Origin of the sequence: Neisseria weixii (assembly GCF_042658245.1) — a bacterium.
Lineage (GTDB): Bacteria > Pseudomonadota > Gammaproteobacteria > Burkholderiales > Neisseriaceae > Neisseria > Neisseria weixii.
This window is the reverse complement of record NZ_JBHSPY010000003.1, coordinates 15246-36398: the sequence shown is the minus strand read 5'-3', so window position 1 is coordinate 36398 and position 21153 is coordinate 15246. Positions and strand designations below refer to the sequence as shown.

Here is a 21153-nt window from a genome sequence, read left to right as displayed (position 1 = left end):
CTGAGCGGAACAGCGGTTTTTTGATTTCTTAGAGAATGCTTTTACTGGTTAACGGAAAAAATCACCCATGCCGGCCGGCAGCCCTTGGGTAAACGCGCCCATGGTTTTGTTACTGGTTTCTTCGGCTTTGGCAGAAGCGTCATTTACCGCAGCCAAAATCAAATCTTCCAGCATTTCTTTGTCATCAGCCGCTTCTTTAATCAAATCTTCGCTGATGTCGAGTTTTCGTACCACATGCGCACAAGTCATGGTGACTTTAACCAAGCCGTTGCCCGCTTCGCCGCTCACTTCGGTTTCAGCCAATTTGGCTTGGGCTTTTTTCATGTTTTCCTGCATTTGTTGGGCTTGCTTCATCAGCCCGCCTAATCCGGCTTTTCCGAACATTGTATGCTCCTAATTTGCGTGTATGAGAAAATTATTCAGGACGAATCCTATCAGGTTTTGCCCCTGCTTGCACGGGCTAATCGATGAAAAATGATTTAAGGCCGTCTGAACGTATGTTTGCGGCAAAGCATTTTCAGACGGCCTGATACCAAATATTGATCCTTCGGCTCAAGATTCTTTCGTTTATTTCAATTCCAGCGTATCCGGCAGCCATTGAGCTTCAAATATTTGCAAAATCTGCTGTGCGGTCGGGTCGGCATCCAATAAATCCTGTGCCTGCTGCCGCCCTTCTCGCTGCAAACGCTGGCGCAGCATAATCGGCGTTTCCCAGCCTTTGCCGTCTTGCCAGGGCTGGGTTTGCAGCTTCAGCGGCAAATGATAAGCTGCGGCCAACACGTTTTGGATTTTGTCCAAACGCTCTTTGTTGGCGGTAGCTTTGGCTTCGCTGGTGAGCGACAAACTCATCAAATGCGTATCGGGGTTGTAATCCACCCAAGCAGCATGCTGCGCCAACATTTGCGCGGCACCAAGTTTTTTCGCAAAACGTTGCACCAGCAACGCCCAATTTTCCGGCTCGAAATCAGGCAAGGCCACAAATTTCGGCTCGTCTTCTTCCTCGTCATCGGCTTCAGGGCTTTCATCCGCAATCGGCGGCACAGGCGGCATATCAGCCTCTGCGGCAAAATCATAGGAATCTTCGCCGAAATAAGGCGGCGGTATATCTTCTTCATCGGTTTCAGACGGCCTGTCTGATTGATCAAACGCCGTCTGAATTTGTGTCGGCTGTTGAACAGAATTGCTTTCAGTCTCAATAACTTGCGGATTAACTTCTGCCACAACCGCAGACGGTTCATCAGAAACCGGGGCCGTCTGAAGCAACTCGGTTTCTACCGCTTCATTTGCCGGCTGCTCTTCCCAAGGCAGAATATCTTTTGCTTGCGGTTCATTTTCAGAAGCCACGGCGGCAGCGGTAGAGGCCGTCTGAACATCAGGTTGATTTTCAGACGGCGTCGGAATCGTCAGCGGCTTTTTTGCGGTGGCTTCCTTATATTCCACCTCCTTCAATTGCGTGTGTTCAACCACATCATTTACACCGTGCGCTTGAGCGGCCAAAGGTGCAAACGCCAGCATGCGCAGCAAGGTCATCACAAATCCGGCGTATTCGTCGGGCGCCAAACTCAAATCCTGCTTGCCATGAATCGCGCATTGGTAATATAGCTGGATCTGCTCACCGCTCATGGCTTGACTCAATTGCAGCAAGGCTTCGCGCTCGGGATCATCGTTGGCCACGGCAGACGGCACAGCTTGAATCAGCGCCAAACGTTGCAACAGCATTGCCAGTTCGCTCAATGCGCTGTCAAAACCAATCGCACGGTCGGCCATTTCTTGCGCTTTGTTCAGCAAAGCTTGACCGTTTTGATTAACCACGCTATGCAGCAATTCATACAGATAGCGTTTATCAACCGCACCAATCATCTGGCGCACATCATATTCGGCCACTTTTCCCGAACCCATCGCAATGGCCTGATCAAGCAAACTCAAGGCATCACGCATCGAGCCTGCCGCCGCCCTACCCAACAATTGTAAGGCAGTGACCTCATAAGGAATATTTTCACTGTCCAACACATGCGCCAAATGTTCGGCCACCTGCTGCGTGGTCATGTTGCGCAAGACAAACTGCAAGCAGCGGCTCAATACCGTAATCGGCACTTTATGCGGGTCGGTGGTTGCTAAAATGAATTTCACATGCTCGGGCGGCTCTTCCAGCGTTTTCAGCATAGCGTTAAACGCGCTTTTCGACAGCATGTGCACTTCGTCGATAATATAGACTTTGTATTTACCGGCAGTCGGCGCATATTGCGCGTTTTCCAATACTTCGCGGATATTGTCGATACCGGTATTGGAGGCGGCATCGATTTCCAGCAAATCGACATAACGGCCGGCATCGATTTGGGTGCAGCTTTGGCACACACCACACGGCTCACCGTGATCGGCATGCTCGCAGTTAAGGCTTTTGGCCAAAATACGCGCAATGGTGGTTTTGCCGACGCCGCGCGTACCGGTCAGGAGATAGGCATGGTGCAGACGGCCTTCGTCCAAAGCGTTGCGCAATGCTTTGACAACGTGTTCTTGGCCGACTAAATCGGCAAATGTTTTCGGACGCCATTTACGGGCAAGCACTTGATAAGCCATGTCTTTTCTCTGCTTCATGATAACCAGGCCGTCTGAACGCCATATTCTTTCAGACGGCCTATTGAAAGATGGTGCATTTTAACATTTTTGACGCATAAACGTACAAATGCATTGTTTGCTGCCATAAGCAAAACCACTTTGTCACAACAACAAAGTGGTTTTAACATAAACCGGATTATAAACCGGCAGCACCGACGGCATTGGCAATGTCGCGAACGGCCGTGACATACATACGGCTGTTGTTGTATTTCCAAACGCTGTAGAAATTATTCAAGCCCAAATAATATTCGTATACGCCCGGGCTGGTTTCCAAACGGTACAACACCGCTTTTTCATGGTCGGCAACCGGCGTTTGCGGCATCACACCCAAAGCTTTGAAATCGGCTACAGTGCGGGTAAGCGCGGTTTTCTCATCGATGATTGCCTGCAAATGCGGCGTGAGGTTCAAGTGCACAGGCACCACCATTTTACCGCCGGTTTGCCAACCATGTTGTTTCATGTAATTGGCAACCGAAGCGGCGACATCGCCGATGTTGCTCCAAATATCGCGACGACCGTCACCATCATAATCCACCGCCCATTTACGGAAACTTGACGGCATAAACTGTGGCATACCCATCGCACCGGCATAGCTGCCTTTAAAACTGAATACATCGCGGTTTTCTTCTTTCGCCATCAACAGCAATTCGCTCAATTCATTTTGGAAAAACTCAGCGCGGCGCGGATAATCAAACGCCAACGTGCTCAAGGCATCGGCTACGCGGAAGCTGCCGGTATTGCGGCCGTAATTGGTTTCAATCCCGATAATCGCCACAATCAACTCAGCCGGTACGCCGTATTTGCGCGCCACATCGTCAATCACCGCGCGGTTGTCGGCATAAAATTGGCGGCCGTTATTGAATTTAGCTGCTCCCGAATTGCCGGTGAGGAATTCATACCATGGTCGTGATGTGCCCGGACGATACATAATATTGATGATATTGCCTTTATACACCGCGCCGTCAAAGAAGTTTTGCAATTCGGCTGCACTCAAGCGCCCTTTAGCGGCTTCGTAACGGATAAAATTCTGCACATTAGGATTGGCATTGAAACCGCTGCTCGCCACTGATTCAGCCGCCACGTCAAAAGTCGGACGCTTTTCGGTTTGCTGAATCGGTTTTAATGGTTGCCCATCGCGGGTAATGCTGGGTTTGTTAGACGTGCTGCAAGCAGCCAATACCGCGACAACGGCAACAGAGAGGAATACAAAAGACTTTTTCATGAGGTATCCGTGAATGTGAGAAAGGGATTGAGTGTAACAAAATTAAACGTTTAGATAAACCCTTTGAGTTGAAGCGGGAAACATCTGGATTCATATAGCGGATTAACTTAACTTTCGCTACGGCGTTGCGGCGCCTTGCCGTACTACTTGTACTGTCTTCGACTTGCTGCCTAGTATCGAAAATTAATAAATCCGCTATATCAGGCCGTCTGAAAAATAATGCTTGAAAAGTTTATCAGTACCTATAAAAATAAACAAAAGGCCGTCTGAATTTCAGACGGCCTTTTTAATCGATCACGATTTGTCAATCATTATTCGGCAGCAGGAACCACCACAACATTGATTTTCGCAACGGCGTCAGTGTGCAGAGCCACTTCAACTTCGTATTCGCCAACAGCTTTTAATGGGCCTTCAGGCAAACGTACGTTGGCTTTAACAGCTTCAACGCCTGAAGCAACGATGGCTTCAGCAATGTCGGCATTGGTTACAGAACCGAACAGACGGCCGTCAACACCGGCTTTTTGCGCGATGGTCACAGTTTGGCCGTCCAATTTTTCTTGACGTGCTTTAGCATCAGCTAGGATTTCGGCTTGTTTGGCTTCCAATTCGGCACGACGTACTTCGAATTCTTTCATGTTGGCTTCGGTAGCACGCTTGGCTTTACCGCTTGGAATCAGGAAGTTACGGGCATAACCGTTTTTCACGGTCACGATGTCGCCCAGATTACCCAAGCCGCCGATTTTTTCTAACAGAATAATTTGCATGTTCTAAGCTCCAATTATTTGTGTTGATCGGTGTAAGGCAACAGAGCCAGGAAACGTGCGCGTTTCACAGCAACCGCCAATTGGCGTTGGTAGTGTGCTTTAGTACCGGTGATGCGGGCAGGGATGATTTTGCCGTTTTCAGAAATGAAGTCTTTCAACAAGTCAACTTGTTTGTAATCAACTTCTTGGATTTTTTCAGCCGTGAAACGGCAGAATTTTCTACGTTTGAATGATTGACGAGCCATTGTCGTTTAACCTTTATATTCTTTAATGTTCTGTATGCGGAGTATCGGTCGGGGGAAGTGTTGGCTGCGTTGCGCTAAAAAGCCTTCTGCTTCAACCATCATATCTTGCCGATACTGCCATTCCTCAGCGTGCTTACCCAAAATCCGTGCGGGCATTTCGAATTTGACCAGACACTGTTGTCCGTTTTCTTCCTGCCATGATTCGTGCTTGAGCACAATATCCAATACAGGAATGCCTGCCGGCGTATACCTCAGCGTGCCGATTTCGGCGAGCCGGGCGGTAAGGTGGATAAGATTATTCAATCTTATTCGGCTGCTGCAACTTCTTCAGCCGCACCGTTCAGCAAGTTTTTGGTTTTCTCGCCGCCCATCATTACAGATGGCTCGGTAACAGCGTTTTTGGTTTTGATGGTCAGATGACGCAATACGGCATCATTGAAGCGGAAAGCGGTTTCCAGCTCAGCCACAACTTCAGGTGTGGTCTCTACGTTCATCAAAACATAGTGTGCTTTGTGGATTTTGTTGATTGGGTAAGCCAATTGGCGGCGACCCCAATCTTCCAAACGGTGGATGGTACCGTTGGCTTCGGTAATCATGGCTTTGTAACGTTCAACCATCGCAGGCACTTGCTCGCTTTGATCAGGATGAACGATAAACACGATCTCGTAATGACGCATGTTATCTCCTTATGGATTCATAAACAGCCTTCTACCATGCGAAAAGTAAAAGGCAAGGGTTGGAAAACGTTTGATTATAACGTTTATGAATTGAGTACACAAGCTATTGATGGTTTTAAATGTTGAGCCGTGGCGGATTTGTATCATTTCAAAATGATGTAAGAGTTTGTAACATTTTCTTAAATTTGTCATGAAGTTGTAATACTTGCTAGATAAACTGGCCGCGTTATCCAAACAACCTTCCTAACAAGGACGCCTAAAATGAAAAAATCTGCTTTCGTGGTAAGTATCGCAACTGTTTTGGCATTGGCTGCTTGCGGCGGCGAATCTAAAGCGCCTGAAGCACCTAAAGCCGGTGTGGCGGCAACGACAAATGAAGCGCCCAAAGCGGCTGACGGACAGCAGCAGCCGGTGGGCTTGGATGTAACCGGTGCCGGTGCGTCATTCCCGCAACCTGTTTATGTGCAATGGGCGAATGCTTTCCAACAGGCAAGCGGCAACCGCATCAACTACCAATCAATCGGTTCTTCCGGCGGTGTGAAACAGATTACTGCGAAAACCGTTGATTTCGGCGCCAGCGACTCGCCTTTGGATGTGAAAAAACTGGAGCAGGAAGGCTTGGTTCAATTCCCTACTGTGATCGGCGGCGTGGTGCCTGTAGTGAATGTCGAAGGCGTGGCAGCCGGCCAATTGAAATTGACCGGTGAAGTATTGGCGGAAATCTGCTTGGGTACCATCACCAAATGGAATGACCCAAAAATCCAAGAATTAAACGCCGATGTAAAACTGCCTGATGCCAACATTACCACTGTGTTCCGTTCAGACGGTTCCGGCACCAGCTTCATTTTCACCACTTACTTGAGCCAAGTATCCGCAGGCTGGAAAGACCAAGTCGGCGCGGCCAATACCGTGAAATGGCCAACTGCTGCCAGCGGCGTGGCCGGTAAAGGCAACGAAGACGTGGCCAACTATGTATCACGAGTGGCCAATTCTATCGGTTATGTGGAGTACGCTTATGCGAAACAAAACAATATGTCGCACATTCAATTGAAAAACGCGGCCGGTAATTTCGTGCAGCCTTCTCAAGAAACTTTCGCTGCCGCTTCCAAAGTGGATTGGAAGAGCGTAAAAGGCTTCAGCTTGGTCTTGACCAACCAGCCTGACGCCAACGTATGGCCTTTGGCTGCGGCTACTTTTATCTTGATGCACAAAAAAAATGCTGACGCGGCAAAAGCGAAAGCAGCCTTGGCATTCTTTGATTGGGCCTACACCAGCGGTGACGAAGCGGCTCAAAAACTGGATTATGTGCCTTTACCTGCCGAAGTGAAAGACTTGGTACGTCAAGAATGGGCCAATATCCAAGATGAAAACGGTCAGGCGGTTTTCACTAAATAATGTATGAATCAGGCCGTCTGAAAACAAAAATGTACTCTTCAAACGATACATTTTTTCAGACGGCCTCTTTACATCACGCTCTGCGTATCCGGCCTCATCAAATCTATAAAAGGCACACTCATGCAAACCTCTTCCGCACAGAAACTCAAACGCCAGCAGCAGCTTGATGCGCTGTTTGTCGGCTCGACGCGTTTTTTTGCCATACTGGTTTTGGCCAGCTTGGGCGGCATTTTGTTCTCGCTGATTTTAGGCGCGATGCCGAGCATTGAAAAATTCGGTTTCGGCTTTTTTACTTCTTCCAACTGGGATGCGGTGGCCAGCAAATACGGTGCACTGGCACCGATTTACGGCACAATTGTGACATCCGGCCTGGCCTTGCTGATTGCTGTTCCGGTGAGCTTCGGCATTGCTGTGTTTTTAACCGAACTATGTCCGGTTTGGTTGCGAAAGCCTTTGGGCATTTGCGTGGAATTATTGGCCGGCATTCCTTCGATTATTTACGGTATGTGGGGTTTGTTTGTGTTCGCGCCCTTCTTTGCCGAACACTTCCAGCCGTTTTTTATTAAATATTTAGGCGCGATTCCGGTGATTGGTTCGCTGTTTCAAGGCGCACCGATGGGCATCGGTATCTTTACCGCTTCGCTGATTTTGGCGATTATGATTATTCCGTTTATTGCCTCGGTGATGCGTGATGTGTTTGAAATCACGCCGCAACCTTTGAAAGAAGCGGCTTACGGCTTGGGCAGCACGCAATGGGAAGTCATCCGCAACGTGGTTCTGCCCTACACCAAAGCCGGCGTTATCGGTGGCATTATCTTAGGCTTGGGCCGCGCTTTGGGCGAAACCATGGCAGTAACGTTCGTGATCGGCAATACCTTCAACATCAGCCCGAGCCTGTTCAATTCCGGTGTATCGATTACCTCCGCGCTGGCGAACGAATTTGCCGAAGCGGTTGGCCCGCTGCACTTATCATCACTGCTCTACTTGGGCTTGATTCTGTTCTTCATCACTTTTGTGGTGCTGTGTTTCGCCAAAATCTTATTGCTCAGAATGCAGCAATCCGAAGGGAAAAAATCATGAGCAACAGCATTTACCGACGACGCTTGTGGCAAAACCGCTTTTATCTGGCCGTGGCCTACATCACCATGGTATTTGGCTTGTTTTGGCTGGCGTGGATTTTCTACACTTTATTGAGCAACGGCTTCAGCGGTTTATCAAGCACGCTGTTTACGCTCGACACGCCGCCGCCGGACATGGAGGGCGGTCTGCGCAACGCCATTTTGGGCAGCTTTATGATTACCCTGTTCGGCCTGTTGGTCGGCACACCCATCGGTCTGATGTGCGGCATTTACTTGGCGGAATTCGGGCAAAACAGCAAATTAGCCCAAGCCACGCGCTTTATGAACGATATTTTATTGTCGGCGCCGCCGATTGTGATCGGTTTGTTTATCTATGAATTGGTGGTCGTGAAACAAGGCCACTTTTCCGGCTGGGCTGGCTCATTGGCCTTATCGCTGTTGGTCATTCCGGTCGTGGTACGCACCACGGAAAACATGCTGAAATTGGTACCGAACAGCCTGCGCGAAGCCGCCTTTGCGCTGGGCGCGCCAAAATGGAAACTGGTGACAATGGTGACCTTGAAATCCGCCAAAGCAGGCGTGTTGACCGGCATCATCCTGGCCTTTGCCCGCATTACCGGCGAAACTGCCCCGCTGCTGTTTACCACGATGAACAACCAGTTTTTCAGCACCAACATGAATCAGCCGATTGCCAACCTGCCGAATGTGATTTACCAGTTTGCCATGAGCCCGTATGAAGACTGGCACCAACTGGCTTGGGCTGCCGCACTGCTGATCGCTGTTACCGTATTAATCGCCAATATTTTGGCACGATACCTTGGCAAACACGATACCTTGGCAAACAAGCCAAATAAGGAAACCTCATGAACGCCAAAATCGTTACAAAAGACTTTAACTGGGGCTGTGTACTAGATAACTAGAATAAATTCTGCTTTACTAATTGTTTTAAAATAGAACAAGAGACTTTATCTCACTGTGGTTAAAACGCCATTCACATTCCTTCAAATACAGCTCAAAATGCTCTTTGGGAATGCCGTTAAACTTACGTAAGCGGCGTTTTGCCTGATTCTAAAAGTTCTCAATCCCGTTGATGTGATTTTGCCGATCAGCAAAGTGTGTATTGTAATTGATGCGAAAGTGGCTAAACTCACATCAAGTACGTCATAGCTTTTGTAACAATCAGTGTAAACAATACTGTCAGGCTTTACTTGCTCACGTATTACCGGCAATAAAGTGGCAGTTTGTGTATTGGGCACAGCAACGGTGCAAACCTTGCCGTTGCGCTTCAGAAGCCCGAATACAGCGACTTTGCCGGCTGCACCGCGACTACGTTTGCCTTTGCGCTGTCCGCCAAAACAGCTTTCATCAACTTCTACTCCGCCATCAGACATTTCCGGATGCGGGCTGTTATGGAAAATCAGTACGCGCAAACGATGAAAGCAATAGGTTGCCGTGTTTTTATTAACACCGGCTAATTGAGCTGCAGTACGGGCAGTAACACCCGCAATAAACAGTTCAATCAGTTTGTTTTGCTTGTACTGGCTTAAACGGCTTCTTCTCATAGGGATTATTCTAACTTGAAATTAGATTTCCCTAGTTATCTAGTACAGCCCCTTAACTTTTATTATGGTCCATTCCACGCATTAAAAAACATCAATCTGGAAATCCCTGAAAAACAAGTCACCGCGTTTATCGGTCCGTCAGGTTGCGGCAAATCGACCTTGCTGCGCGCCTTAAACCGCATGCACGACCTGTATCCCGGCAACCGCGGTGAAGGCGAAGTCCTGCTCGACTGCAGCAATATTTTTGATAAAAATGTTGACCTGAATCTGCTGCGCGCCAAAGTCGGCATGGTATTCCAAAAGCCGACACCGTTTCCGATGTCGATTTACGATAACATCGCTTTCGGCGTAAAACTGTATGAAAAACTCAGTCGCAGCGAATTGGACGGCCGTGTAGAATGGGCATTAAACAAATCGGCTTTGTGGGGCGAAGTCAAAGACAAACTCAAGCAAAGCGGCAATTCGTTATCCGGCGGCCAGCAGCAGCGTTTGTGCATTGCCCGCGATCGCCACCAAGCCCGAAGTCTTGCTGCTGGATGAGCCGACTTCCGCGCTCGATCCGATTTCGACCGCTTATATTGAAGAATTGGTAACCGAATTAAAACACGATTACACCATCGCCATCGTGACCCACAATATGCAGTAGGCCGCACGTGTGTCCGACATCACGGCGTATATGTATTTGGGTAGGCTGGTTGAAGTGGGCGACACCAAAACCATCTTCACCAAACCGGGCAAAAAAGAAACCGAAGACTATATCACCGGTAAATTCGGTTAAGTTTGAATTGCTTAGTCCTAATAGGCGTCTGCAACCAAAGCAATGACCTTTCAGACGGCCTGATGAAAATCCTGTTGCGTATTGTGTGTCAAACCGATTGTCAGGCTGTCTGAAAATCAAACGCAACCCAACAAAGAGAGAACAACATGTCCGTCTATATCCTGATTGTAGAAGACGAGCCGGCCATTGCCACCTTGATTCGTTTCAACCTCGAAGCGGCCGGTTACCGCGTAGCCACCGCCGAGCGCGTGAGCGAGGCTGAAAAGCTTTTGAAAAACGAATTGCCCGATCTTATCTTGATGGACTATATGCTGCCCGATGTATCCGGCGTCGAATACATCCAACAGTTACGCGCCCAAACCCGCACGCAAAACTTACCCATCATCATGCTCACCGCCCGTAGCGAAGAGAGCGACAAAGAGCTGGGCTTGAATATCGGCGCCGACGACTACATCACCAAACCTTTCTCACCGCGCGAACTCATCGCCCGCATCAACGCTCTGCTGCGCCGTATGGCACCGCAAAAAAGCAAACAGGTTTTAGAAATTTTCGGCATCCGCCTGGATGCGGAAAACCGCAAAGTCAATACCACCGAAGGCATTGAATTGCAACTTAACCCAAGCGAATTCAAAATCTTGCATTTTTTCATGGCACACCCCAACCGCCTCTACAGCCGCAGCCAACTGCTCGACATGATTTGGGGCGACCACGTCTTCATCGAAGAACGCACCGTTGACGTGCACATCCGCCGTTTGCGTCAAGGCTTGGAAAAAGCCCAGCTCGCCCATTTAGTGCAAACCGTCCGCGGCGGCTACCGTTTCGGCAACAACAATGAATAATCTCGTTTACCTGATTCCTTCCATTTTGGGCATTTTGTTTGCCGCAGCCGCCGGACTGACCTTTTGGGGCATGTCCGGCGCGTTTGTTGCCGCCTTTGCCACGCTCAGCTTGATCAGTTTGCTGCACATCCGCCAGATGTACAAATTGCTCGGCTGGCTGAAAAACCCCGAGCCGGAATCGATTCCTTTTGCCAACGGTATTTGGGACGAAGTATTTTCCACCCTGCTCAAGCAAAGCCGCAACCGCCGCAAGCAAAAGCGCAAACTTAAAAACGCATTGATGCGTTTCAACCGCGCTGCCGAAGCCCTGCCTACCGGTGTGATGATTTTGGATAAAGAAATGCGCATCGAATGGCAAAACCGCCTTTCCGCCACTCATTTCAATCTCAACCGCGAACGCGTCCGCAACGGCATTTTAGCTCAACCTCATCCGCCTGCCCGAGTTTCATGCCTTTATGGAGCAAACCGAGCAAACACAAATCCGTTTGACCGTGCCGCAAAATCACCCGATTCCGCGCACGCTGCTGGTGACGCGCTGTCCGTTTGAAAAAAACACCCAAATGCTCATCAGCCAAGACATCAGCACCGTCGAGCACGTGCAAGCCAGCCACACCAGCTTTGTTGCCAACGTATCGCACGAATTACGCACGCCGTTAACCGTCATCAACGGCTTTTTGGAAACCATGCGCGATATGCCCGATATTCCCGATGAACAGCGCCGGCAATTCATCAGCCTGATGCAAAAAGAAGGCAGCCGCATGCTCGATTTGCTCAACGACTTGCTCACCCTGTCAAGGCGGCAAAGTACAAATCAGCCTCAAACCGGAAGGCGAGCGCCACGCCCGCTTCAGCGTCAGCGACACCGACCCCGGCATCGCCCCCGAACACATCCCGCGTCTGACCGAGCGCTTTTACCGCGTCGACAACAGCCGATCACGCCAAAGCGGCGGTACCGGCTTAGGTCTCGCCATCGCCAAACATGCCTTGGCCGCGCATGACACCAAAATCGAAGTGGAAAGTGAATTAAGCAAAGGCAGCACGTTTTCCGTACTGTTTGAATTGGCATCTGGAATTCCCACTGGAATTAAATTGTAGATTTGCATAAACCAAAGGCCGTCTGAAATATTTTCAGACGGCCTTTGGTTTATGCAAATGACTGAGCCACATGCAAATCAACTATTTGCTTTTTTATGACAAATCAAACGATTGAATTAAGTTTACATGCAAACGCGTGTCCACATTGCCACGCACCGCATTAGAATACGGGCAAACCTCATGCGCTTTTTCAATCAGTTTACGCGCATCGGCTTCACTTAAGCCTTTTACCGTGATGGTGATGTCCAAATCCAAGCCGAATGCACCACCGGTTTTTTGGCCGATGCCCACCGCCACCGTGGTCGAAGACTGCTCCGGCTTCAGGCCTAAAGTCGGGGCAACGTGGTTCATCGCGCTGTCAAAGCAAGCCGCATAACCCATGGCGAACAATTGTTCGGGATTGGTACCGGTTTTGCCGCTTTCGTTTTGAAAACCGACCAAGTCAAAACCGATTGAACCGTCATCAACCTGAGTATGCCCGTCGCGTCCGCCGGTGGCTGTGGCTGAAGTGTGGTAGAAAATTTTCATGTTACATTCCTTTCAATTTAATAATCAACAGTAAAATTAAAACTTAAATTACATTCTTTTCGACAGATAAAGCGGCTCGCCCAGTTTTTCCAGAAAATCCAACTCTTGCTCTAACCAAGACAAATGCTCTTCTTCGTCTGCCAAAATTTCTTCAATCAAGATGCGCGTGGTGGCATCGTGCTCGCTGCTTGCTGTTTCTGCCCATTGATTTAAACCGATACGGGCATTTTTTGCAGCTCATAATCATTTTCCAGTGCCTCGCGCAGATTAGTGCCAATGTTGGGATGTTTGATGGTAAAACGGATTTGGCCGCCCAAATCAAGTAAGCGGTTTTGTAGCTTAATGATTGTTTCCGGCTCATCAGCAATTTTGCTTTCCATCTCAGTCGCCAGCAAACTTGCCCCTTCCGCAGCGATTACCGCCACATGGCTGCGGTGTTGAATGCTTGCCGACCAATAAACCGCCAACATCTCATTTAATAAATCGTGAATTTTATTCATTTTCTTGCTCCAAGCTTAAACAGTGAAAACATTATATCCAAAAATTATATTGTTTGCAATATAATTTTATAAAATTTTTTAATCCGACAGACGAACACTCATCAAAATTCCAATACTGCTATTCAACTAAACCCTAAACCACACAGTCCAAGTTGACTCGGATCTTACTGCCCGACAGAAAAATCGGACAGCCCGATTATCTATGTAACAACAAAGCCGTTTTTAAGCAATAGGCCGTTGTTAAATTTAAATGAAGGGAATAATTTAATAGTGTTGCCCTATTATATTTGAGGCCGTCTGAAACAAACTATGTTTCAGACGGCCTTTTAGCCTGATTATTCAATCAAAGCATTAATCAATTGGCGGCGTGTAGCTGCCCGCGGCAATCGCATCTTTGATACGCTCGGCTTCCTGCTGCACTTGCGCCAGCAATTTTTTCACGTTCTCCAGCGTGGCAATCGGGCTGAGCAAGGTCATTTTCAATGATTGCACATCGCCGACCTTGGTTACGCCGATATTGGCCTCACCACGTGCAAACAATTCGTCTGCCACATTTTGATTCAAGCTGTCGATATGTCCGGCGGGATAACCTTGCGGATTTAAGCGGAATAAAATCGAAGCAAACTGCGACGCGTTCGTCATTTCCAAGCCGTCAGTGGCGTTGATATATTGCTCGACTTCTTTTGCCAGCTTAATGCCATGGTCGATAATCGAACCGTACAGTGTTTCCCCTAAGGCTTCGATGGTGAGCCATAATTTCAACGCATCGAAGCGGCGTGTGGTTTGCAGTGATTTCGACACCAGATTCGGCACACCGTGTTCGGCATCGTAAGCGGAATTCAGATATTCGGCTTCATAATGAATGAAGCGGAAATCTGCTTCGTTTTTTAACAAAAACGCACCGCAGGAAATGCTTTGGAAAAAGTGCTTGTGAAAATCGAGCGTTACCGAATCGGCCAATTCAATGCCGTCAATCATGTGGCGGAACTCATTGGAAAGCAGCAGCGCACCGCCCCATGCGGCGTCGATATGCACCCACGCATCGTAGCGGTCGGCTTCAGCCCGCACGGCTTTCAAATCGTCAATCGCACCGGCATCGGTAGTGCCGGCAGTAGCCACCACGCAGGCAATGATTTTGCCCTCGTCTGCCAAACGGTCGAGCGTTTTTGCCAATGCTGCGGTGTCGATTTGGCCGTAGCAGTTGGCCGGTACGGTCACCACCGACTGGAAGCCCATGCCCATCATCGCCATGTTTTTCTGCACCGAAAAATGCGCGTTTTCCGAGCAGACCACTTTCACTTTTTGCAGCGCATCAGGCGGCAGACCGTCGCGTTGAACGCTCCATTCAAGGCCGTCTGAAGTTTTCCAGTGCTTGGCAATACAGGCATCGCGCGCCAACAATACGCCCATCAGATTGGACTGCGTACCGCCGGAGGTAAACACGCCTGCCGTGCCTTTACCGTAGCCGAGCTTTTGGCGCAGCCAGTCGATCATTTGTACTTCCATCAATGAAGCTGCCGGGCTTTGATCCCATGAGTCCATCGATTGGTTGGTGGCGTTAATCAACACTTCCGCCGCTTGGCCGGCGACTAAGGTCGGACAATGCAAATGCGCCAAAGAATGCGGATGATGCACTTTTAAACTGTTGTTTAAAAAAAGCTCTACTGCGCGTTGCAAGGCATCATTCAAGCCTAAACCGTTTTCAGACGGCCTGAACGATATTTTTTCACGCAATTGGCGAATGCTGCCGCCGGTGTACATTTTGTCTTCGTTCAACCACGCTGCCACCGCTTGCACCGCATCATTCATCGCCGCCTGATAATCGGCGACTGATTGCGGGTGATTGCAAAGCAATGTGCGTTGGTGTTGTGCAAAATCCGCCATTACACGCCCCGCACTTTCTTCAGCGCATCAGCCAATGATTGGCGGAAGCGGCGCAAAAATTCTTCGCTCTCTTCGCGGCTGATAATCAGCGGTGCCAATATGCGCACGACTGTGCCGTTGCGGCCGCCGCGTTCCAGTAATAATTTATTGGCAAAGCAGGATTTTTGGATTTCCGCCGCCAATTCGCTATCGGCCGGCAGCGAACCCATGTGGTCGGCAGGCAGACGTTCATCGACAATTTCAATGCCGATCATCAGGCCGCGACCGCGCACGTTGCCGATACAGGGAAATTCCTGTGCCATTTTTTTCAATTCGGCTTGAATGAAATCGCCTTGCGTTTGCGCGTTTTGCGCCAAGTTTTGCGACTTCATCACCTCCAGCGAGGCATAACCGGCGGCCATGGCCAATTGGCTGCCGCGGAAGGTGCCGGTGTGCCCGGCCGGCTGCCACGCATCGAATTCTTTTTTAATCGCCAACACGGCCAACGGCAGGCCGGCACCGACAGCTTTCGACATCACCACTACATCCGGTTCAATTTCGGCATGTTGGAAGGCAAACATTTTGCCCGAACGGCAGAAACCGGCCTGCACTTCGTCCACAATCATCAGAATGCCGTGTTTGGCGGTGACTTCACGGATTTTTTTCAGCCATTTGGCCGGTGCCGCCACCACGCCGCCTTCACCTTGAATCGCCTCCAGAATCACCGCAGCCGGTTTCACCACGCCGCTTTCCGCATCTTCGATGAAGTTTTCAAAATGATAAGTCAGCGCATCGACACCGGCTTCACCGCCAATGCCCAGCGGGCAACGGTATTCATGCGGATACGGCAGGAACTGTACGCCCGGCATCAGGTTTTGCACCGCATTTTTCGCACTTAAATTGCCGGTCAAGGCCAACGATCCTTGGGTCATGCCGTGGTAGCCGCCGGAAAAGCTGATGACATTGCCGCGACCGGTGAAGGTTTTGGCCAGTTTGACTGCTGCTTCCGTAGCATCTGCACCGGTCGGACCGCAAAATTGCAGGCGGTAATTTTCTTTGCCGCCGGGAAAATGCGCCAGCAAGGCTTCGGAAAACGCATCTTTCAACGGCGTGGTGATGTCCAGGGTATGTAAGGGCAAACCGCTGGCTAACGTATCTTGAATGCTTTGAATCACAGCAGGGTGATTGTGGCCCAAGGCTAGGGTTCCGGCGCCGGCCAAGCAATCTAAATAATCATGACCCTCAACATCAGTCACCCAACAACCGCATGCTTTGGCAATCGCCAACGGCAATTTGCGCGGATAGCTGCGGACATTGGATTCCATCTCGTTTTGACGGGTTAAGTAATGCTCATTGCTGGCATGGGGAATAGGATTTACAGGCGTAACGCTCATATCTGATTACCATCTCGGATAAGGGTTATCGGGCAGGAAAGATAAAAATGCCCTAAAGAACAGGTTTTACCATATGATAAAACCCCCACAATGGGTGCTGACAGCAACAAGCTGCACACCCCATGCAGTACGCGGTCTCGAATAGTAGGTTGCCGATTATGACCATGGGTTGAAGCGGCAGGTACTAAAAACAAAAAACGCCCGGAATCGGCAAAACCGACCCGTAGCGTACTGGCAAGTGGGCGCAATGATACACCTTTTTTGGAAAAATGAAAGTGTTTTTTAGTATTTACTCCAACTTTTACTGAAGCACCATGTTTACGCCTTTTTGCTGCGGCTGAAAACGAACCACAGAAAGCAACGATACCAACGCAACGGAAATACCCGTCATTTCCATGCCTTCTTCAAATGTCACCAAAAGTTGATAATAAGCATTTTCGCTGTAACGGAAGCTCCACAAGCCGGGAAGTATTTCCATACCCAATGCCCCCCGCAAGAAAAATCACACCCCGGCAATAATGCCGCGTGCTGCTTTGACAGGCAGACGACGGATAAATTTAAGCAAAGACAAACCAATCAGTGTGCTCACAACCAAACCCGGCACCACCCACAAAAAATAGGCATAACCAGGCATGCTTTCTTGCGTAGAACCCATTACCCATTGACTCAATATCGCCATGCTTTCATGAATTTGGGCAATTTCATCTAACGGAAGCTGCCGCAGCGAACCAACGCCAGAAACATACCGTCTCGACGCAAAACCCGATCGCCTCTACCAAAAAAAGCAATCAATGCCGATGCCGCCACAACACAAAACCGTTGTACCGAGTGGTAAAACCTGATCAACATTGACACCGGAAAAACGATGCAGCCTAAACACCAGCTTGCCTCTAAATCCTGCCCTCCATCTGCAGGTGCAATCATCTGCAAAGAGAAGCTCAACATGCAAACTAAAATATTGATGCTGCAAAACACTCATAAACACGGTCAAGCAATTTGCTTTCCCGCTCTCGGCTAATGGTTGTCTATTATTTAAGTTCCCAATTCCCAAATTCACCGACAACCGTATAGCAGGATGATTACCGGTTTATCCACTTTTTTTATGCTTCATCACCACAAACTAATGTCTGGCCACTGCGGTTTATCTACTTTATGAATATGCAACAAACCGCCGACAAATTTTGCCGGCGGTTTGGCTGTGTCAATTACAGACTAACCTCAACAAAAATAGTTCAGTCATCCAAAAAATAAATTGTTTCAGACGGCCTTTTCACAACATTCATGACTGGTTATAATTATTTTATGCGAATGGTTCGCATTTTAAACTAGACAGGAGAAATCATGACTACCCGTACCGAACACGACACCATGGGCGATGTTGAAGTGCCGTCTGAAGCCTATTGGGGCGCGCAAACCCAACGCAGCCGCAACAATTTCAAAATCGGCGGCGAAACCCTGCCCCAGCCGTTAATCCACGCCATGGCCTTGGTCAAAAAAGCCGCCGCCGCAACCAACGTATCCTTAGGCCGCATCAAAGCCGAGCAAGGCGATTTGATTACACAGGCGGCTGATGATGTGTTAAACGGCAAACTCGACGGCCAATTCCCGCTGGTGGTGTGGCAGACCGGCTCGGGCACACAATCCAATATGAATATGAACGAAGTCATTGCCAACCGCGCCAACGAAATTGCGGGCAGCGGTTTGGCGGCGTATCAGCCTGTCCACCCCAACGACCACGTCAATCACGCGCAATCGACCAACGACAGCTTCCCCACCGCGATTCACGTTGCCGCCGCCATCGAAATCAACCGCCTGCTGATTCCGGCAGTGAAAGCCCTGCGCGACACGCTCGATGCCAAAGCCAAAGCGTTTGAACCGATTGTCAAAATCGGCCGCACCCACTTACAGGATGCCACACCGCTGACATTGGGTCAGGAATTTTCCGGTTACGTCTCCCAACTCGACCACGGCTTAGGCCGTCTGAACGATGCCTTGAAAGGACTTTATGAATTGCCTTTGGGCGGCACCGCCGTCGGCACCGGTTTGAACAGCCATCCCGAATACGCCGAAAAATCAGCCGCCAAACTCGCCGAATTATCCGGCTTGCCGTTTGTCACCGCCCCAAACAAATTTGAAGCATTGGCCGGACGCGATGCTGCCGTGTACGCTTCAGGTGCATTGAAAACTTTGGCCGCAAGCTTAAACAAAATCGCCAACGACATCCGCTGGCTGGCTTCCGGCCCGCGCTGCGGCCTGGGCGAAATCAAAATTCCGGAAAACGAGCCGGGTTCATCCATCATGCCGGGCAAAGTCAACCCAACCCAATGCGAAGCACTGACCATGGTGTGCTGCCAAGTATTCGGCAACGACGTGACCATCGGCATGGCAGGCGCATCGGGTAATTTTGAATTGAACGTGTACATGCCCGTCATCGGCTACAACCTGCTGCAATCCATCCGCCTGCTGGGCGATGCCTGCAACAGCTTCAACGGACATTGCGCCGTCGGCATCGAGCCGGTACCGGAAAAAACCGACTATTTCCTGCACCACTCACTGATGCTGGTTACCGCTTTAAACCGTAAAATCGGCTACGAAAATGCCGCCAAAGTCGCCAAAACCGCATATAAAAACGACAGCTCCCTGCGCGAAACCGCCATCAGTCTGGGCTTATTGAGCGGCGCAGAATTTGACGAACTGGTGGTACCTGCCGATATGGTGCATCCGCGTTAAAAAGTTTGAAATCAGGTTTTAAACACAGTAAAAGGCCGTCTGAAACAACTTTCAGACGGCCTGAGGCTTTTCTTTTAGGCAACCTTACGCCGCTTGGCGGTGATAATGTCTTAAGGCATGCTCTTTACGCCGACCGCTGCTGAAGGCTGACACACGCTTGAGATAACCGATGACGCGTGTGCCGTAATCGATATCGTGCGAACCGCAGTTACTGCAGGCATGTAAGGTGCGCTTGTCGATGTGGCCGCATTCGTTGCAAATGGTGATGCGCACATTGACGCAGAAATAGTTGCAGCCGGTTTGCGCGGCGATGTCGAGCAGCGAACGGTAACCGCTTTTCGGCAAGGCTTCGTCCAAATTCAAATGCAGCGCTGAGCCGCCGTCGAGCCAACCGGCCATTTCTTTGCCGTGCAGCAAGAATTTGTCCAGCGCGTTGATTTCTTCGTCCTCCACCACATAAAAATACGAGTTGTAGCAATCCCGGCTTACTTGATAGCCGTCGGCTTTATCCCATTTGGCGTTTTTCACACCGAGGTTTTCCGCCGGCACGAATTCGGTGTTGAACTTCACGCCGTAATGTTTGGTGGCGGCCTGGTTGGCCTCGAAAATGGTTTTCAGACGGCCTTGCACAAACGCGACATATTCTTCGTTGTAACCGACTTTAATGCCGTGAAATTCCGCCGCTTCAGCCATGCCGTTGATGCCGATGGTGAGAAACTGCTTGTCCAGCGTGATAAAACCTGCGTCGTACACCGGCAACATGCCGGCAGCTTGATACTCTTCCATCAATTTGCGGCAGGCGTATTGATATTGGTGGATTTTCGCCACTTCCGCCGCCAAATCGCGTCCGTCTTGTTCCAAGCGGTTCATATTGATGGTGATGACGTTAATCGAACCGGTCGCCACACCGCCCGCGCCCAAGGTGTAGGAGAAGGTGCGGTCTTCGATGGCGTTACGCAAACGGCAGCACGAAGCCAGTGAATCAGGATTGTCGGACAGATACACGAAAAACGAGTTGCCTTCAGCCAATTCCTGCGCCATTTCATCGGCAAACTGCATGTCTTTGCACTTACCTTCACCGGTGAGCATGGCGGCGGTGATGACCGGAAACGTCAACACGGCTTTGGTACGCTCTTGATTAAACCATTTCAGGAAAAAGTTTTGCAGCTTGGCCACACTGTGCCAATCGGGTTTGCTGAAATCAGGGAAGACAAAATCGCCGAACATGGCTTCAAAATAATATCGGTCATACACCGAAATATTCCAAAACACACTCTGATAACCGCGCGCGGCCGCCGGCTGGTTAATGCTGTACACCACCTGCTGCAGGTGATTGGCCACTTCATCGGCGTGGGTTTCCAAATAATCCCCGCCAAAGTCGCGGCGGGCGAAATGGTCGAAATAAGTCAGAAATTCCACTGTCGCCACCGCCCCGGCAAATTGTGCGCTGATGGCAAACACCAGATTCACGAAAGACCCGCAAAACGAAGCCAAGTGCTTGGGGGCTTTCGATTCGCCGCCGAGCCTGGTCAAACCGTCGAGCAAAAACGGATACAGCGTCACCGATACGCAATATGGTTTCAAGCTGGTTTCGTCATGCACATAAATTTCGTGCGCCTCGATTTGACGGATGTATTCATCGGCTGCCCCCTGCCCGAACAATTCGGCAATCTTGCGCGACACCTGACTGCGGTTAATCTGCACGAAAAAATCTTTCATCAATTCCGCTTCCATCGTGGCGATGTTTTTCTGCGTAACATTAGCATTGGCATCCATTTTCGAGCCGTCGGCCGCATTGGCCGCGTGAATATAGTCATGCATAAAATTAAGTTTGCCGTTTAACTGTTCGGGATGCAGCCGAATCAT

Annotated in this window: 22 protein-coding genes and 3 pseudogenes; 9 read left to right on the top strand and 16 right to left on the bottom strand. The window is 49.7% G+C overall.

Annotation, left to right across the window (positions count from 1 at the left end; translation table 11 throughout):
* Nucleotides 1-48: 48 nt before the first annotated feature.
* The 7 genes from ACFPVS_RS02995 to rpsF all read right to left on the bottom strand — a co-directional run bounded on the left by ACFPVS_RS02995 (nucleotide 49) and on the right by rpsF (nucleotide 5524).
* Nucleotides 49-384 carry a YbaB/EbfC family nucleoid-associated protein gene (locus tag ACFPVS_RS02995; RefSeq protein ID WP_095502622.1) on the bottom strand — a complete coding sequence of 112 codons (336 nt, stop codon included), beginning with the start codon at nucleotides 382-384 and terminating at the stop codon, nucleotides 49-51.
* A 183-nt stretch (nucleotides 385-567) separates the two neighbouring features.
* A complete protein-coding gene (gene dnaX, locus ACFPVS_RS02990; RefSeq protein WP_096296145.1) occupies nucleotides 568-2577 on the bottom strand; it encodes a DNA polymerase III subunit gamma/tau in 2010 nt (669 codons plus the stop codon).
* Between the two features lie 175 nt (nucleotides 2578-2752).
* The gene (gene mltB / locus ACFPVS_RS02985; protein WP_096295497.1) at nucleotides 2753-3838 is read right to left on the bottom strand and encodes a lytic murein transglycosylase B; all 1086 of its coding nucleotides are present in this window, start codon (nucleotides 3836-3838) and stop codon (nucleotides 2753-2755) included.
* A 311-nt stretch (nucleotides 3839-4149) separates the two neighbouring features.
* A complete protein-coding gene (rplI, locus tag ACFPVS_RS02980) occupies nucleotides 4150-4602 on the bottom strand; it encodes a 50S ribosomal protein L9 (RefSeq protein WP_096295498.1) in 453 nt (150 codons plus the stop codon).
* A gap of 14 nt (nucleotides 4603-4616) precedes the next feature.
* Entirely contained in the window at nucleotides 4617-4847 is a 231-nt protein-coding gene (rpsR, locus tag ACFPVS_RS02975) for a 30S ribosomal protein S18 (protein WP_054599043.1), read from the bottom strand.
* 6 nt (nucleotides 4848-4853) lie between these two features.
* The gene (priB, locus tag ACFPVS_RS02970; RefSeq protein WP_378595425.1) at nucleotides 4854-5156 is read right to left on the bottom strand and encodes a primosomal replication protein N; all 303 of its coding nucleotides are present in this window, start codon (nucleotides 5154-5156) and stop codon (nucleotides 4854-4856) included.
* Nucleotides 5153-5524, bottom strand: coding sequence for a 30S ribosomal protein S6 (gene rpsF, locus ACFPVS_RS02965; RefSeq protein ID WP_095502627.1), 372 nt, complete (start codon nucleotides 5522-5524; stop codon nucleotides 5153-5155). The genes priB and rpsF overlap by 4 nt, the downstream gene beginning before the upstream one ends.
* A gap of 261 nt (nucleotides 5525-5785) precedes the next feature.
* Between rpsF and pstS the strand changes: the two genes are divergently transcribed.
* The 3 genes from pstS to pstA all read left to right on the top strand — a co-directional run bounded on the left by pstS (nucleotide 5786) and on the right by pstA (nucleotide 8865).
* Nucleotides 5786-6919: a phosphate ABC transporter substrate-binding protein PstS gene (gene pstS, locus ACFPVS_RS02960; RefSeq protein WP_378595389.1), complete on the top strand. Its 1134-nt coding sequence runs from the start codon at nucleotides 5786-5788 to the stop codon at nucleotides 6917-6919.
* Nucleotides 6920-7039: 120 nt separating this feature from the next.
* Complete coding sequence (gene pstC, locus ACFPVS_RS02955; RefSeq protein ID WP_378595387.1) at nucleotides 7040-7999, top strand: phosphate ABC transporter permease subunit PstC; 960 nt, start codon at nucleotides 7040-7042, stop codon at nucleotides 7997-7999.
* Nucleotides 7996-8865 (top strand): phosphate ABC transporter permease PstA, encoded by an 870-nt coding sequence (pstA, locus tag ACFPVS_RS02950; protein ID WP_096295499.1) that lies wholly within the window; start codon nucleotides 7996-7998, stop codon nucleotides 8863-8865. Before pstC ends, pstA begins: the two co-directional genes overlap by 4 nt.
* A gap of 49 nt (nucleotides 8866-8914) precedes the next feature.
* On the opposite strand, the pseudogene ACFPVS_RS02945 reads toward pstA, so the two are convergent.
* Nucleotides 8915-9560, bottom strand: a pseudogene (locus tag ACFPVS_RS02945) (IS1595 family transposase).
* A gap of 15 nt (nucleotides 9561-9575) precedes the next feature.
* Between ACFPVS_RS02945 and pstB the strand changes: the two are divergent.
* From pstB to ACFPVS_RS02920, 5 genes and pseudogenes are all read left to right on the top strand, one after another.
* A pseudogene (pstB, locus tag ACFPVS_RS02940) lies at nucleotides 9576-10338 on the top strand (phosphate ABC transporter ATP-binding protein PstB).
* Nucleotides 10339-10484: 146 nt separating this feature from the next.
* A complete protein-coding gene (gene phoB, locus ACFPVS_RS02935; protein ID WP_096295500.1) occupies nucleotides 10485-11177 on the top strand; it encodes a phosphate regulon transcriptional regulator PhoB in 693 nt (230 codons plus the stop codon).
* A complete protein-coding gene (locus ACFPVS_RS02930) occupies nucleotides 11170-11724 on the top strand; it encodes a DUF3329 domain-containing protein (RefSeq protein ID WP_096296146.1) in 555 nt (184 codons plus the stop codon). Before phoB ends, ACFPVS_RS02930 begins: the two co-directional genes overlap by 8 nt.
* Nucleotides 11633-11923 (top strand): annotated as a pseudogene (locus ACFPVS_RS02925) (histidine kinase dimerization/phospho-acceptor domain-containing protein); the annotation flags it as partial. The gene ACFPVS_RS02930 and the pseudogene ACFPVS_RS02925, both read left to right, overlap by 92 nt.
* Before the next feature lie 19 nt (nucleotides 11924-11942).
* Nucleotides 11943-12272 carry an ATP-binding protein gene (locus ACFPVS_RS02920; protein ID WP_123804757.1) on the top strand — a complete coding sequence of 110 codons (330 nt, stop codon included), beginning with the start codon at nucleotides 11943-11945 and terminating at the stop codon, nucleotides 12270-12272.
* Between the two features lie 93 nt (nucleotides 12273-12365).
* On the opposite strand, the gene ACFPVS_RS02915 is transcribed toward ACFPVS_RS02920, so the two are convergent.
* From ACFPVS_RS02915 to ACFPVS_RS02885, 7 genes are all read right to left on the bottom strand, one after another.
* The gene (locus ACFPVS_RS02915; protein WP_096295502.1) at nucleotides 12366-12800 is read right to left on the bottom strand and encodes an organic hydroperoxide resistance protein; all 435 of its coding nucleotides are present in this window, start codon (nucleotides 12798-12800) and stop codon (nucleotides 12366-12368) included.
* 48 nt (nucleotides 12801-12848) lie between these two features.
* Nucleotides 12849-12959, bottom strand: coding sequence for a ferritin family protein (locus tag ACFPVS_RS02910; RefSeq protein ID WP_269768595.1), 111 nt, complete (start codon nucleotides 12957-12959; stop codon nucleotides 12849-12851).
* A 50-nt stretch (nucleotides 12960-13009) separates the two neighbouring features.
* Nucleotides 13010-13300 (bottom strand): ferritin-like domain-containing protein, encoded by a 291-nt coding sequence (locus ACFPVS_RS02905; protein ID WP_198345262.1) that lies wholly within the window; start codon nucleotides 13298-13300, stop codon nucleotides 13010-13012.
* 351 nt (nucleotides 13301-13651) lie between these two features.
* The gene (locus ACFPVS_RS02900) at nucleotides 13652-15184 is read right to left on the bottom strand and encodes a pyridoxal phosphate-dependent decarboxylase family protein (RefSeq protein WP_096295503.1); all 1533 of its coding nucleotides are present in this window, start codon (nucleotides 15182-15184) and stop codon (nucleotides 13652-13654) included.
* On the bottom strand, nucleotides 15184-16557 hold the full coding sequence (locus tag ACFPVS_RS02895) for a diaminobutyrate--2-oxoglutarate transaminase (RefSeq protein ID WP_096295504.1): 1374 nt from the start codon (nucleotides 16555-16557) through the stop codon (nucleotides 15184-15186). Before ACFPVS_RS02895 ends, ACFPVS_RS02900 begins: the two co-directional genes overlap by 1 nt.
* A gap of 301 nt (nucleotides 16558-16858) precedes the next feature.
* Complete coding sequence (locus tag ACFPVS_RS02890; protein ID WP_157742754.1) at nucleotides 16859-17035, bottom strand: hypothetical protein; 177 nt, start codon at nucleotides 17033-17035, stop codon at nucleotides 16859-16861.
* 24 nt (nucleotides 17036-17059) lie between these two features.
* Nucleotides 17060-17236 (bottom strand): hypothetical protein, encoded by a 177-nt coding sequence (locus tag ACFPVS_RS02885; RefSeq protein ID WP_378595382.1) that lies wholly within the window; start codon nucleotides 17234-17236, stop codon nucleotides 17060-17062.
* Nucleotides 17237-17898: 662 nt separating this feature from the next.
* Here ACFPVS_RS02885 and fumC point away from each other — a divergent pair.
* Complete coding sequence (gene fumC / locus ACFPVS_RS02880) at nucleotides 17899-19287, top strand: class II fumarate hydratase (RefSeq protein ID WP_096295505.1); 1389 nt, start codon at nucleotides 17899-17901, stop codon at nucleotides 19285-19287.
* A gap of 84 nt (nucleotides 19288-19371) precedes the next feature.
* Here fumC and nrdD read toward each other — a convergent pair whose 3' ends face one another.
* Complete coding sequence (gene nrdD, locus ACFPVS_RS02875; protein WP_096295506.1) at nucleotides 19372-21153, bottom strand: anaerobic ribonucleoside-triphosphate reductase; 1782 nt, start codon at nucleotides 21151-21153, stop codon at nucleotides 19372-19374.